The 14,713-nt window shown below is 37.6% G+C and carries 10 protein-coding genes; 1 reads left to right on the forward strand and 9 read right to left on the reverse strand.

What is annotated here, in order from left to right; translation table 11 throughout:
* Window positions 1-236 precede the first annotated feature (236 nt).
* From ACFQ19_RS06590 to ACFQ19_RS06600, 3 genes are all read right to left on the reverse strand, one after another.
* Window positions 237-1,598, reverse strand: a complete 1,362-nt coding sequence (locus ACFQ19_RS06590; RefSeq protein WP_379591326.1) for a GntP family permease — start codon at window positions 1,596-1,598, stop codon at window positions 237-239.
* Between the two features lie 242 nt (window positions 1,599-1,840).
* Entirely contained in the window at window positions 1,841-3,307 is a 1,467-nt protein-coding gene (locus ACFQ19_RS06595; RefSeq protein ID WP_379591279.1) for a CoA-acylating methylmalonate-semialdehyde dehydrogenase, read from the reverse strand.
* 87 nt (window positions 3,308-3,394) lie between these two features.
* Window positions 3,395-4,759 carry an aspartate aminotransferase family protein gene (locus ACFQ19_RS06600; protein ID WP_379591280.1) on the reverse strand — a complete coding sequence of 455 codons (1,365 nt, stop codon included), beginning with the start codon at window positions 4,757-4,759 and terminating at the stop codon, window positions 3,395-3,397.
* Window positions 4,760-5,134: 375 nt separating this feature from the next.
* On the opposite strand from ACFQ19_RS06600, the gene ACFQ19_RS06605 reads away from it, so the two are divergent.
* A complete protein-coding gene (locus tag ACFQ19_RS06605) occupies window positions 5,135-6,760 on the forward strand; it encodes a PucR family transcriptional regulator (protein WP_379591281.1) in 1,626 nt (541 codons plus the stop codon).
* A gap of 50 nt (window positions 6,761-6,810) precedes the next feature.
* Here ACFQ19_RS06605 and ACFQ19_RS06610 read toward each other — a convergent pair whose 3' ends face one another.
* The 6 genes from ACFQ19_RS06610 to hydA form a co-directional block, all read right to left on the reverse strand.
* Entirely contained in the window at window positions 6,811-8,052 is a 1,242-nt protein-coding gene (locus tag ACFQ19_RS06610) for a Zn-dependent hydrolase (protein ID WP_379591327.1), read from the reverse strand.
* A gap of 29 nt (window positions 8,053-8,081) precedes the next feature.
* Window positions 8,082-8,303 (reverse strand): hypothetical protein, encoded by a 222-nt coding sequence (locus tag ACFQ19_RS06615; RefSeq protein ID WP_379591282.1) that lies wholly within the window; start codon window positions 8,301-8,303, stop codon window positions 8,082-8,084.
* Window positions 8,304-8,329: 26 nt separating this feature from the next.
* On the reverse strand, window positions 8,330-9,793 hold the full coding sequence (locus tag ACFQ19_RS06620; RefSeq protein ID WP_379591283.1) for an NCS1 family transporter: 1,464 nt from the start codon (window positions 9,791-9,793) through the stop codon (window positions 8,330-8,332).
* Between the two features lie 139 nt (window positions 9,794-9,932).
* On the reverse strand, window positions 9,933-11,204 hold the full coding sequence (gene preA, locus ACFQ19_RS06625; RefSeq protein ID WP_379591284.1) for an NAD-dependent dihydropyrimidine dehydrogenase subunit PreA: 1,272 nt from the start codon (window positions 11,202-11,204) through the stop codon (window positions 9,933-9,935).
* Between the two features lie 18 nt (window positions 11,205-11,222).
* Complete coding sequence (locus ACFQ19_RS06630) at window positions 11,223-12,572, reverse strand: NAD(P)-dependent oxidoreductase (protein ID WP_379591328.1); 1,350 nt, start codon at window positions 12,570-12,572, stop codon at window positions 11,223-11,225.
* A 625-nt stretch (window positions 12,573-13,197) separates the two neighbouring features.
* A complete protein-coding gene (hydA, locus tag ACFQ19_RS06635; protein ID WP_379591285.1) occupies window positions 13,198-14,619 on the reverse strand; it encodes a dihydropyrimidinase in 1,422 nt (473 codons plus the stop codon).
* Window positions 14,620-14,713 lie beyond the last annotated feature (94 nt).

Below are 14,713 nucleotides of genomic sequence, written 5' to 3' on the forward strand. Positions count from 1 at the left end.
TTTCTAATAAACCAAATGCTTGTTCATAATCTAAATATATATTTCTCCATTCATTATTTAGCATTGCATTTTTCTGCTATTACTTTCCTTTTCTCACCTAAAATATTAAAACACTTCTTACTTCAATAGATTCTTTCCATTTTCCCATTTCTCATTTATAAATTTCTCAGATTTATCAGTATTTCCGTAATACAGAAAATATCTTCAAATATATTGCTCTTGCCTTCCACCTACCATCATACAAAAATAACCCATAATAAAAATGTGAAAACAAATGAGACAATGCCCTGCAATAAAGTCCCCATCGATTGTGCTTTGTAAGCTTGAGTCACCGTCATACCACTAAATTCCTTCACAACCCAGAAATAACTATCGTTCACATGAGAAAAGACCATTGCTCCAGAACCAATTGCCATGACAACCAATGCTAGCGGCATAGCGCCTTCAATACCTAATTCCGGTAACAGTGGCGCTACTAAAGTAGATGTAATAACCAAAGCCGCTGTTGATGATCCTTGCGCAGATTTCAAAGCTGCTGCAATGAAGAATGGAATAAATAGGAACATTACTCCCGTAATCAAAGCATTATCACCGAATCCTTGAATATAATCAGCGATTGGAGTAGCACTTATCACGCTGCCGAAAGCCCCACCTGCTCCGGTAATTAATAATATAGGAGCTGATTCTTTCAACCCTATTCCTATCCATTCTGACAATGTCTCTTCATCATATTTCGGTAAAAGTAAAAATGCAAAAAGAACTCCAATCAATAGCGCTACTACTGGAGACCCAAGAAACTGAAAAACGTCAAAAAAAGCTCCACTCCATCCAGCAAATGCAATGACAGAGCTGAACCCTATTAATAATATCGGAACGACAATTGGTGCAAAAGATTTCACAGCTGAAGGCATTTCACCAAATTCTTTTAGAATAGCATCATAATCATAGGCCACTTCTTCATCGTCTTCTCCTTCCACTTTCATCTTCGTACCAACTTTCATTGCCCAAATATAACCGACAATAATTGCTGGAATAGCAATCAACGCTCCAACTAAAATGATCGTACCTAAATACATTTCTGCACCAATGTTCCCTGCTGCAGCAATAGGTCCTGGAGTAGGCGGAACTAACGTATGTGTCGCAAATAACCCCGTTGCTAAAGCAATTGCCATGGATGCAACTGCTACCTTTGCCTTTTTAGCTAAAGCTTTTTTTAATGAAGCTAAAATAACGTAGCCCGAATCGCAAAAAACCGGAATACTTACAATAGCGCCAATTAAACTCATTGCCATCTGTGGACGTTTTTCTCCGATCACTCGCAAAACAATCTCTGCCATCCGCAGAGCAGCTCCGGATTTTTCTAAAATAACACCAATAATCGTACCGAAAACAATAACCAATCCGATACTGCTCATTAATCCACCAAACCCGCCATTTACCGCTTCGACCACTTCAGTTAACGGCAGTCCAGAAATAATTCCAATTCCAAAAGCTGCAATTAAAAGAGAAAGAAACGGATGAAGCTTCAACTTTGCTGTAGCAAAAACAATAAAAATAACACCAGCAACAATTAATAAAATGAGTGCAAGACCTTCCATCATCATTCACCCCATTATTTTGGATTTTTATAGATTTAATTCATACTATGTTTTGTCTTGTTGTTTCATACAGGAATTGCTTTGTTTTTCAATATACTTTTGGGATTGACTGTTGGTACCTTTTAGGCTTTTTTATTTCATCCTTTCTTAGTTACTGTACATAAAGAACGCTTACTGTAACATGAAAACAGCAAGCGTTCTTTATTAAAGCTTATGATTTTAGACTAAACACAAACCCAGTCTTAAACCCACCGTGTCGTAATAACTTTTTTGCGTGTATAAAATTCAACTCCATCTTTTCCATTGGCATGTAAATCACCATAGAAGGAATTTTTCCAGCCGGAAAATGGAAAGAAAGCCATTGGTGCTGGAACTCCAATATTAACTCCCAGCATACCTGCATCAATTGTTTCGCGAAATTGACGTACACTTCCCCCATCTCTAGTGAATAGGCATGAACCGTTTGCAAAAGGAGACTTATTCGTTACATCTATTGCTTCCTCCAGATTTTTGATACGAATAATAGATAATACAGGTGCAAAGATTTCATCCTCCCAAATCTTCATATCTGTTGTAACACTATCAAAAATAGTTGGTCCAACAAAATAACCTTGCTCCTGGGCGTTAACATCCTCACGTCCATCACGCACTAACTTGGCCCCTTCTTTTTCTCCTGTTTCAATATAATCAAGCGTTCGTTCTTTATGCTGCTCACGGATAACAGGGCCAAGGAAGACACCTTCATCAAGACCGTTACCAATTTTAATTTCATTCGCTTTTTGAACAAGTTGATCAATAAATTCGTCAGCTACAGACTCCTCTACAGCTACTACAGATGCTGCCATACAACGTTCACCAGCAGATCCGAATGCTGCGTTTAGAATTTGCGTCGAGGCATTATCTATATTCGCGTCATTTAGTACAATCGAATGGTTTTTAGCACCTGCCAATGCTTGCACACGTTTGAGATTATCTGTACCACGTTTATATACATGTTCTGCAACTGGCTGAGAGCCAACAAAGGAAATCGCCGAAACCTGTTGATGATCGAGTAAACTATTTACCACTTCATGTGATCCGTGTACAATGTTAAATACACCTTTAGGCAGTCCTGCTTCCATCAACAATTCAGCAAGTCGATTAGCTAAAAGCGGCGTGCGCTCAGATGGTTTTAATACAAATGTATTTCCAGTTGCTATTGCCATCGGAAACATCCAACAAGGAACCATCATCGGAAAATTAAATGGTGTAATGCCGCCAACTACCCCAATAGGATAACGATACACACCCGACTCCAATCCCGATGCAATAGAAGAAAGTTGATCTCCCATCATTAAATTAGGTGCACCTGTTGCAAATTCCACATTTTCAATACCTCGCTGTACTTCTCCTTTAGCTTCCTGCAAATTTTTTCCGTTTTCAATTGTAATAAGTTCAGCCAGTTCATCCGAGTGTTCAACTAGTAATTGTTGATATTTAAATAAAATACGCGCACGTTTTGGAACAGCTAATTCTTTCCATTCTTGAAATGCCTCATGTGCCGCTTGTACTGCATAATCTACATCCTCGCTAGATGAAATTGGAACATCTGCGATAATTTCTCCTGTTGCTGGATTATAAACAGACTCTGTCACCTCACTTTTAGGTTCAATCCATTGTCCTCCTACAAAATTTTGAATTTTTTTAAGTTCTACTTTTGATTGTGTCATATTGATTCCTCCTTACAATTTATTCTTAGAGTGATATTTTCATAATAACTCAATATTATTCAATAATTTTACAAATTGAATATAATTTTAAGTTTCATTCTCCTTGAAAACTTTTTTTATTACGGACAGAATGAAATCTAAATCTGCATCTGTACTAGACAATGGCGGACATAGTGTTAATATATTATTATAACCAGCTACGGTATCACCGTTTCTTCCAATAATTAAACCATTGGCCTTACAATCACTTATTATTTTCTTGACCCGTCCGTCGTGTGCTGGTTCTTTTGTCTCTTTATCTTCTACCATTTCTATACCCATTACAAAACCTTGATTCCGGATATCTCCCACATATGGATGCGCTTCCAATTCTTTCAATTCATTTCTCAATCTATCACCTAAAACAGCTGCTCTATTTGTTAAATTATCTCTTTCTATTATTTCAATATTTTTTAATGCTAAAGCACAAGCTGCCGGATTTCCTCCAAACGTATTCACATGACGGAAGTGGCTATTTTCATCATCCGACGAATTAAATGTTTCATATATATCTTTTCGAACAGCCGTAACGGATAAAGGTAAATAAGCACTTGTTAATCCTTTTGCCATCGTAATAATATCAGGCTTTATATCATAATGCATATGCCCAAATGTTCTTCCTGTCCTTCCAAATCCACAAATTACTTCATCAATAATCAGTAAAACACCGTATCGATTGCAAATTTCCTGCACTTTTTCCACATACACCGGTTCAGGTATTAACACTCCTCCCCCGGTAATCAATGGCTCCATAATAACTGCGGCAATGGTTTCTTTTTGTTCCCATATAATTTTTTCCTCAATTTCTTCAGCTTTTTGTAAATTATATTCCTCAACAGATTGCCCTTTAGGTCTCCGGTAATTGTCAGGAGGAGCAACATGTAAAAAACCAGAAGTAAGTGGTTCATATTTATATTTACGAAGTGATTGACCTGTCGCAGCTAACGCGCCTAGCGATCCACCGTGGTAAGCTCGATAACGTGATATAAATTTGTATCGTGAAGATTCCCCATTTTGCTGGTGATATTGACGAGCTATTTTAAAAGCGACCTCATTGGCATCCGAACCACTATTTGAGTAAAAAATCATATAGTCGTCATCGAGCATTTCATTTAGTTTCTCAGCAAGTTTTATACCTGGTAAATGGCTTTGTGACATGGAGATGTATGACATATCCTTCAATTGTTCATACGCTACTTGGGCTAATTCCTCACGTCCATAACCAACATTTACACACCATAGACCAGACATACCATCGAGATATTTATTTCCATTATGATCCGTAATCCATGAGCCTTTTGCTTCTTTAGCTATCATTGGATGCGTATTTTCGTCATATTTGGAAATATGATGCCATACATTTTTTTGATCCTTTTCAAGCAATGATTGCGCTTCTTCTTTTACATTATGCATTTCAATTCTCCTCTCTATAGAAAATTAAATAAATACAATAGCATCGCAAATAAAATTAACTGAATGTCTAATTATTGTCTTTATATACTTTCAAAAACAAACCACTCCTTATGCAATTAATCCACATTGACAGCGGTTACAATTTCTATCATACTGATTATATGAATTATTTTGATTATTTTCATTTTACAATATGTTAAGTTGTATAAATTCTTTTTTTACAAATTAGAATAAAGAAACCACGGAATCATCCTGTTGTCTATATTTTACACCTTGTAAACTTCTTACTAGCATAATTTACAAATAATTATTCTTATCTCAGCTTCATCCTAATATATATAAATACATCGTTTTCTTTTTATGGGGGTATAGAACTTGATTGCTAAATTTGAATTAACTATTAACGAAATCCTGCAAAGGGATATATTTAAAAAAGCTAAAGTAATTGCAGGAGATCAGGGGTTAAATAATCACGTTAAATGGACACATATATTGGAAACAAACCAATTTGATTCTTTAATCAACGGTGATGAGTTAATCCTTACAACTGGTGCAGGTCTTCAACTTGACTCTTCTACTGAATTAAACCATATTATGAACTTGATTAACAGAAACGTAGCTGGTATTTGTGTAGAAATAGGTACACACGTCAATTATATTTCTGATGAAATCATTCAATTGGCAGACGACCATCAATTCCCCATTATTATATTTGATCAAGTTGTAAAGTTTGTTGATATCACCCAAGACCTTCATTCCTTAATTATTAACCAGCACCATCAAATGCTTCATCAGTTAAACGAATTATCAACCAAATTTAATGAACTCTCATTATTACCAAATGGGATTTTGAAAATACTACAAGAAATGTATACTCATTTAAAAAAAGATGCACTTTATATCACAAATGAAGCACAATCATATTACTATCCACCAGAAACAAAACATATAGAAAAGAAAATCCGATCACATTTTCCTTATTTAAACGAATATAATAAAAAGCAGCAATTAATTTCACTGGATGAAGGAAATTTTGCTTTAGTACCTGTAAAAGGTTTAGGACAAATTTTGGGTTATCTGTGTCTAAAGATACAAGATAATACTTTAGATAAATTTCTTTTCTCAGTTATGGACCGTGCAGCGTTGGCAATTGCGCAAATCATGTTAAGAAATAAAACTATTGAAGAAAGAAAGCAGAATATCGAAAATAATATTGTACGAAATTTATTACACGGAAAAGATTATGATTCCGATGAATTACAAACATTTTTACCTTTTTCCGCTTCAAATTTTCGATATAGACTTTTTCTCATCCAAATCGATCAAACCAATATGGAAGAGAGCGACTGGAATGAAATAAAACTGCAGCGTTCTGCGATGTTTCGTTCCCTATTTAAACAACATGGTTTCTACCCTGCCGTATCCGTTGGAAAAAATGATATTGCTATCGTAGCATCCTTTAAAATGAAAGATGATACTGATCAGGATATAGACAGGTTTTCTCCAATTTTGCATATGATTAAGAAAATCTACGCTAAAAATATATTTGATAGCAGCAACTGTACTTTGGGTATTAGTAAAGTCAATAAAGATATATCAGCTTTATCAACGAGTTATCAAGAGGCTAAAAAAGTTCTTTTTTTACAGCAAATGAATATCACATCAGCCGTCTTTTATGAGAACATTGGTGTGTATAGGTTGCTGCTAGATCAACGAAATGAACATTTAAAATCATACGTTTATGATTGTTTAGAACCAGTAATTCAATATGATAAGGATACCAATAGTGAACTTTTTCGAACCTTGGAAGTATATTTGAATAGATGTGGTTCCAAAAAAGAAGCTGCTGACCAATTATATATTGTTCGGCAGACATTGTATCATCGTCTTAAAAAGATTGAAGAATTACTTGGAAGTGACTTCATGGAACCAAATAACCGCTTAGCTTTAGAGCTCGCTATCAAGGCATATTATATGTCGCATGCGAATAGAAATGGTTGAAAGAAACGGACCTTTTAGATTTCTTTCAACCATTCGCTAAATAAGACTGGTTAAGCTTCATTTATTACTAGATCCAAAACGGTTTGTAACATGATATTAACTCCGTTTTCACAATCCTCCCAAGGTGTCAGTTCATCCTCCGAATGACTTTTTCCGTTTATACTTGGCACAAAAATCATAGCTGTAGGAATATAAGTAGCAATAAACTGTGCATCATGTCCAGCGCCACTTACCATGCGCTTGTAAGAATAGCCGCTATTTTTAGCGGATTTTTCCACTCTATTAACAAGGTTTTCATTAAACCATACGGTATCCCGGTCCCATTGTTTAGTTATTTGTACTTCACATTTTTCTTTACCAGGAGAAGTCGTAAGTTCCTGAATGATTTCCTCCACCTGTCTGATGGTTTCAGAATCTTGATGTCTTGCTTCAATGGTAAACAAAACTTTATTTGGTATAACCGTATGAATGTTTGGACTGATATTAATTCTGCCAATTGTATAAACTAATTCATCATCTAATTTATTCATTTTCTCTCGTATTTCTGCAATTAAATTATTTGCAGCAAACAATGCATCTCTTCGCATTGCCATGGGTGTTGTACCAGCATGATTGGACTCTCCGGTAATCTCGACTTCATAATTGACCATACCAACCACGCCTTCTACAACACCAATCTGCAAAGATTCACTTTCTAATACTGGTCCCTGTTCAATGTGTAACTCTAAAAAGGCTGCAGCGTCTTTTAAACGATTTTTTGCTTCCCCTTCAAAGCCACTATTTTTGAGTGCCTCCCTAAATGTCATTCCTTCTGTATCCGTTTTCTGTAACATCGTTGCTTTATCAAACTTTCCTGAGATCACACCGGAACTCATCATAGCGGGCTCAAATCTTGCCCCCTCTTCATTGGTAATATTGGCAACCACAACAGGTACCTGCGGTTTAATGTCGTTATGAACAATCGTTCGAACTATTTCCAATCCAGTAAGTACGCCAAGTACACCGTCAAACCTTCCCCCTTTTTTCACAGAATCCAAATGAGACCCTACAACAACTGGAAGCTGATTATTGTCTACTCCTGGTAATGTTGCATACATATTCCCCATATCATCATAGACAACCGTCATTCCAAGCTTTTCACATTCAGATTGGAAATGCCTTCTTCCTTTAATGTCTGTATCCGATAATGCTAAACGGGTAACTCCATTGTTTTCAGTCCTGCCAAAATCGGCGAACGCTTCGATTGTTTTCTTGAGTCTTTCTCCATTAATTTGCATTTTTTGTTTCTCCATCATTCCCTACCTCCTGTTCAACCTACTTATTATTTACGTCGTTGTTTTTGCTGTTTGATGTACAATGTTGCAAAATACTTTCGACTATCTGGATTGGTTAAACGTATTGATTTTTTATCGGATGTTTTTTTATGCTCAAAATCTACCACATCTCCATCGAGTGTTCCTTTTGAACCGGTTATGATATATCCTTCTTTTACTAGATCATCCACTTGACGTTTTTCCGATTGATAAGCATCGTAGCTGGTCAATGCGACATCTCTCCTTTACCTCTGCCTTATTTCCGTCCAACGATTCTTTTATCTTCATCAATTACCCAATCACGCCCAACCGTTATGCCCAAATATTTTTCGTCATTCGGATCTTCCATTTCTTCCTGTGGAAACTTTTTAAAGTACCAATACTTAGCCAGCACATAGTAAATGAACCCCGCTACAACAAACCCCACAATAAATGAATAATCCATAAGAAGAATAGCTGCGAAACCACCAAGCACCCAGGCAATGAAACCCACAATGTTTACACCGCCGTGATACGTAAACTGCCCTTTATGCTGGTAAAGTTCTTGTACATTTACTCTTCTTTTACGCAACAAATAATAATCTACAACAAGAATCCCACTGATTGCTGATAAAACCGCCCCGAAAAAGAGCAATGCTTGTGTCAATATTTCATAAACACTCCATGGTTGAATAATTGTTCCTACAATCCCAACAACAAATACCGCTATCGTATTGGTTACCTTAGGTCCAAGTACATTTGAAAAAATAGCAGCAGCCGGGACAATATTTGCAGCCGTATTCGTCGACCATTGTGTCAGGACAATCATGAGAAGTAATATGGCCAACATCCAACCAGATGCAGTCTCTTGCAGAGCAATAACTGGATTAGAGCTGCCGGCAATCATAAATGCTGCCGCTCCAATCATAATCATAAATGTCTCCGTAAGCGGCATGGCAATCAGACTGCCTATCAAATTTGTTTTGTTTCGTTTAAACCAGTTTCTTTCATATTTTGGAGCTTTAAAAAAACGTGATATCGTTGGGATATCACACCCTAACGTTGCCCAAAAACCCATATTTGCAAAAATGACGACCATAAATGCTGTAATGGCCGCTCCTCCCGTGACCGGGCTTTCTGCCCAAGCCCAGACGCTGCTTCCACTCTCTGCAATATTTGATGTCAACGTGTGATAAATAATTAAAGAAAGAATAATAATAATTGGAGCAGCAAAATCAGCAAAGCGTTCCACCCATTTAATACCGGAAGCAGTATTAATCAGTTGCACAAGTGCAAATATGATATAACATAACAGCCAGTTATCAAAACCTGCATTGATCGTATGGATAATGGAATTTATGGCTGTTGAACCAAAATACGTATTTAGCCCAAACCAAAATGAAGCTGTAACTGCTCGGGCTAACGATGGAATATGAGTGCCTAAGATACCAAAGGGAGCCCGCATGTAAACTGGAAAAGATAAACCATGTTCAACTCCGATATCTCCAACAATTGAAATAAAAATACCAACTGCAATACAACCGAGCAACGTTGCAAGTACTACCCAAGGTAAGGAAATACTTTGAACTCCGGAAGCTCCTATATCAAAGGTTGCTAAAAGTATGGCCATCCCAACCCACATTGCAAAAAATCCCCTGACTCCAATCTTCCGTTCGCGATGATTAATTGGAAGTAAATCCGGCGATTTTAGATACGAATTATTTCCAATATTCTTTCCCATCATTTATCCCCTTTTTATTCATTGAGCAGGCTGTTTAACTTATTAGCAGCCTGCTCTTTGATTACTCATTTACATTCACTAACCCTCCACCTTTTACGGATTATTTTGCAAGAAGTCGTATTCATGGTAAATCTAAAAATTAGTTGCTGCTATTCATCTGTCGTAAGGCCGCTTCTCGATCATTCCATGACATTGGCGGTTCGGTTGGCTTAAGGTCAATCATGTCAATCGCTCCTTCAACCGGGCAAACGATGGAACATAGATTGCAGCCCACGCAATCGTCCTCTCTCACCTTTAAATAATCATTACCATGTTCATCTACCAGCATATCGATACACTGGTGAGAAGTATCTTCACAAGCAATATGACACTTATTGCAATTAATACAAACATCATTATTAATACGAGCAACCACCCGATGATTTAGGTCCAAATCGCTCCAGTCTGTATATTTTTCGACTGATTTGCCAATAAGTTCACTGACAGAAGCAATCCCTTTATCATCCAAATAATTACTTAAACCTTCTGTTAAATCATCAATAATACTAAATCCGTGATGCATGGCAGCTGTACATACCTGTACACCACCAGATCCCATCAGCATAAACTCTACCGTATCTTGCCATGTCGAGATACCACCAATACCTGAAATTGGAATATTAAAATCGGATTGTCGTGCGCATTCACCAATCATATTCAGCGCAATCGGTTTCACAGCGGGACCGCAATAGCCGCCATGAGCAGCTTTTCCATTTACATTTGGAGTTGGGTTCCAAGTGTCCAAATCAACGCCTACTAAACTGTTGATCGTATTGATCATACTAACAGCATCAGCGCCGCCACGTTGTGCAGCTCTAGCTGTGGCAGTTATGTCCGTAATATTCGGCGTTAATTTCGTGATGACCGGTACTTCTGCAACTTCCTTGGCATATAGCGTTGATTTTTCAACTAAATCCGGATGTTGCCCCACCGCTGCTCCCATCCCCCGTTCAGACATCCCATGTGGACAACCAAGATTTAACTCAAATCCGTCTACACCTACATCCTGAACTCGTTTTACAATTTCATGCCATTTATCCCGATCGGGTTCCACCATTAATGATGCAATAATAACGCGATCCGGAAAAAGTTTCTTTGTTTCATAGATTTCTTTTAAATTTTCCTCAATAGGTCTGTCAGAAACTAATTCAATATTATTAAAACCTGCTACTCGTTGACCATTAAAGTGATGCGCTCCAAAACGTGAGGTTACATTCAATACCGGTTCACAAAGTGTCTTCCATACGGCACCTCCCCATCCTGCTTCGAATGCACGCTGAACTTGGTATCCTGTATTTGTTGGCGGTGCAGATGCAAGCCAGTATGGATTAGGCGATTTAATTCCTGCAAAATTAATGCTAATATCAGCCATATTCATCCTCCCATCTTTTTACGTTAAATTGTCTTTCGTCCCTTTTAACTGTTGATGCACCGCATACGCTGTTTCTTTTCCCTGTTGTGATGCCGATACAGCCATCGCTTCACCGACGCCCTTTGCAAAAACTACGTCACCTGCAGCATAAACATTTGGTTGAGAAGTTTTAAATGATTCTGGGTTTACGTTGACAACACCATTCTGATGTTCTAAATCAAATGCTTCAATTAACGGAAGATGTCTTTCTTGCCCAATCGCTTTGATAACGTTATCTACATCTATTAGAAATTCAGATCCCTTGATTGCTACTGGGCGCTTACGTCCATCGGATTCTGCTTCTTTTAATTCCATACGAACGCATTCCATCTGTTTAACACGGCCATGCTCATCTCCAATTAAGCGTTTTGGAGCAGTTAACCATCTAAACTCAACCCCATCCTGCTTAGCAAATTCATATTCAAAGTCATACGCAGACATTTCCGCCTCTGTTCGCCTGTAAAGGATTTTAACATTATCTGCGCCGAGTCTTACTGCTGTGGTTGCACCATCAATTGCCGTATTTCCAGCTCCAATCACCGCAACACGCTTCCCAGCGAATTCCGTTGGATAATTTTCATTCTTTGTTTCTTCAACTAAGTCAATAGCATCATAAATACCCGCTAATTCCTCTCCCTCGATTCCGAGCTTTGGAACCTTTGCCATCCCTGCCGCAACAATAACCGCATCATAATCATCCATAAGATCTGCCGCCTCAATATCTTTACCAACAGTAGTATTTGTTTGAATTTCTACACCTAAATGTTCAACCTGTTCTACTTCCCATAAAGCAATATCCTTTGGAAGTCGAAACGGAACAATACCGTGTGTATCTAAACCGCCAGCTTCATGTTTAGCTTCAAAAATAGTTACCTTATAGCCTAGTCTTCCCAGTTCTCGCGCAGCCGATAAACCAGCTGGACCGCTGCCAACAATAGCAATATGCTTGCCATTTTTCTTTCCAGACTTAAATAATACTTGTTCATTCTTAATTGCCCAGTCCGTTGCATAACGCTGCAGATCACCAATCATAATCGGTTTTGTGGAATGATTAAGTACACAAGCCCCCTCACACAATTCCTCTGTAGGACAAACACGTGCACAACTTGCTCCAATAGGATTTGCTTCCATAATTGTTTTTGCTGAGCCTTTTATATTCCCAGATGCAATCTTTTTAATAAAACCCGGAATATTAATACCCGTTGGACAAGCAGTAATGCAAGGTGCATCATAACAATATAGACAACGATTTGCCTCATCTAACGCTTCTTGGGCATTATAACTGGGCTTAGATTCATCAAAATTTGTTGCTAAGTCTTTCGTCGACATTAGATTTTGCAATAAATGTTCCAATGAAAAGCCTCCTTTTTGAGGTTGCCTTACTATAACTTTGACAAAACTCCTTTATTCACAGCATACATACTTATAATCTGAAAGCTCCTTGTATACCAATTATGAATTAGGAGTACTAACGCTTTAAAGTAAGCGATTACATAATATATCTAGTATTATATTATTATAATTTTTAAATATATTTTACATTGTGTAACAATTAAAAAGTGATTATTAGTAGCTTTGTAATAAAGGAGTTACATCGGCAGTTTCACTTCAACTTAATAAAAAAAGAAGAATTGTTCTTCCGCCGTCGAGTTAAGTCGTGGAGTATTTGTTTGGATAAGTTTAATAAGGTTAGTAAATATTTATCACAGTGTAACTGGCTGGGACAAGGACTGAGACTGCGATTACTCATCCCAGTCCCAATCCAAAGGGTGTCGCGAACTCAACCTTTATTCCTTTAAGATTCAGTGAGAGGAGGGAAGCAAGTTAAGTTTGCGACGTCGTGTCTCAAGCGTCTGCACTAGTATATCCATATCCGTCGAAAACCCCACTAAAGGAAATTTTACTTTAGTGGAAGAGATAGACGGTATTCAACTCTGCTGTTTTTTAATTTCATTTATATACGTTTTAGCTCTTTCTTTTCCTTTACATCATCAAAACAAAGCGCAAATGGCTTGCCAGGAATAAATTTCCCATCGCCTTTTTCACCAATAAACGCCCCTTCATCAACAACAAGTTTGCCTCTGAGGAATACTTTAGCCACTTTTCCATCCTGTTTATACCCTTCAAATGTGCTATAGTCAACACCATGTAAACTGTTTTCATTTGAAATAACAGAAGAACCATTAGGATCATATATAACAATATCTGCATCCATACCAACGCCAATATGTCCTTTGCAATGATCTAATCCCATGTTCTTAGCCGGCGTAGTAGCAAATAAATCAACAAATCGCTGTTTGGAAAGCTTTCCTGTGTTCACACCATATGTCCAAAGAATACCCAAACGATTTTCGACACCCGGTGCACCATTCGGTATATTCGTAAAGTCATTGACTCCCATATGTTTTTGTGATTTCCAGTCGAATCCACAATGATCTGTACTTATAGCATTGAGCCAACCATTATCAACCGCTTGCCATAAGGCTTCCTGATCAGATTTTGTACGTAATGCTGGTGACATCACGTATTTAGCCCCTTCAAAATTTGGTTTGGCTAAATCATCTTCATCAAGCATGAGATACTGAACACACGTCTCTCCATAAACTGGAAGTCCTTCATTTTTAGCAGATCGAATGGATTCCATAACACTTTCTGCTGTAACATGAACAATATAGACAGGTGCTCCTACCATAGCCGCCAGATTAATCACGCGTTGTGTAGCTTCCAATTCTACTCTTTCGGGTCTGGATACTGCATGGTAATATGGGTCCGTCTTTCCTTCCGAAATCATTTTCTTTTGAAGAAGATCGATAACATCAGCATTTTCACAATGAACCATAACCGTTACGCCAGCTTCTTTAGCTGATTTTAGCGCTTTATACAGAGCCTCATCATCACTATGAAACGGCATCCCTTTATAAGCCATAAATAATTTAACCGTAGAAATCCCTTTACTAGGTAAATCATTAATTTCCTCAAAAGTTGCATCTACTGGATCGCATACGACAGCATGATATGAGTAATCTGCCATGGCTTGATTAGATACTTCTTTTTTATCCATATCAAAAATCGTATCTGCCATACCCTTGCCCTGCTCTTGATTGACAAATTCAACAACCGTGGTAGTTCCGCCTGCAACAGCAGCATTCGAAGTTTCAAATCCTCTTACTCGTTCTCCTTTAAATTCAAAGGAATAATGAACATGTTGATCAACACCGCCTGGAAGAACGTATTTCCCCTTAGCGTCGACGATTTCATCAGCAATCGCGTCTAATTTTGTACCCACAGCAACTATTTTTTCTCCTTCAATTAATACATCCCCAACAAATTCATCAATAGCAGTTATTATCGTTCCATTTTTAATTAATGTACGCATGCATATCCTCCTCTTAGAAATTCGTAAGCGATTACAATAATGATTCATATGCTTCCTGGCTTTTGGCAGCTAAGTTATGAACTACATGAAGTAA

Origin of the sequence: Oceanobacillus locisalsi, assembly GCF_042675985.1 — a bacterium.
Lineage (GTDB): Bacteria > Bacillota > Bacilli > Bacillales > Amphibacillaceae > Oceanobacillus > Oceanobacillus locisalsi.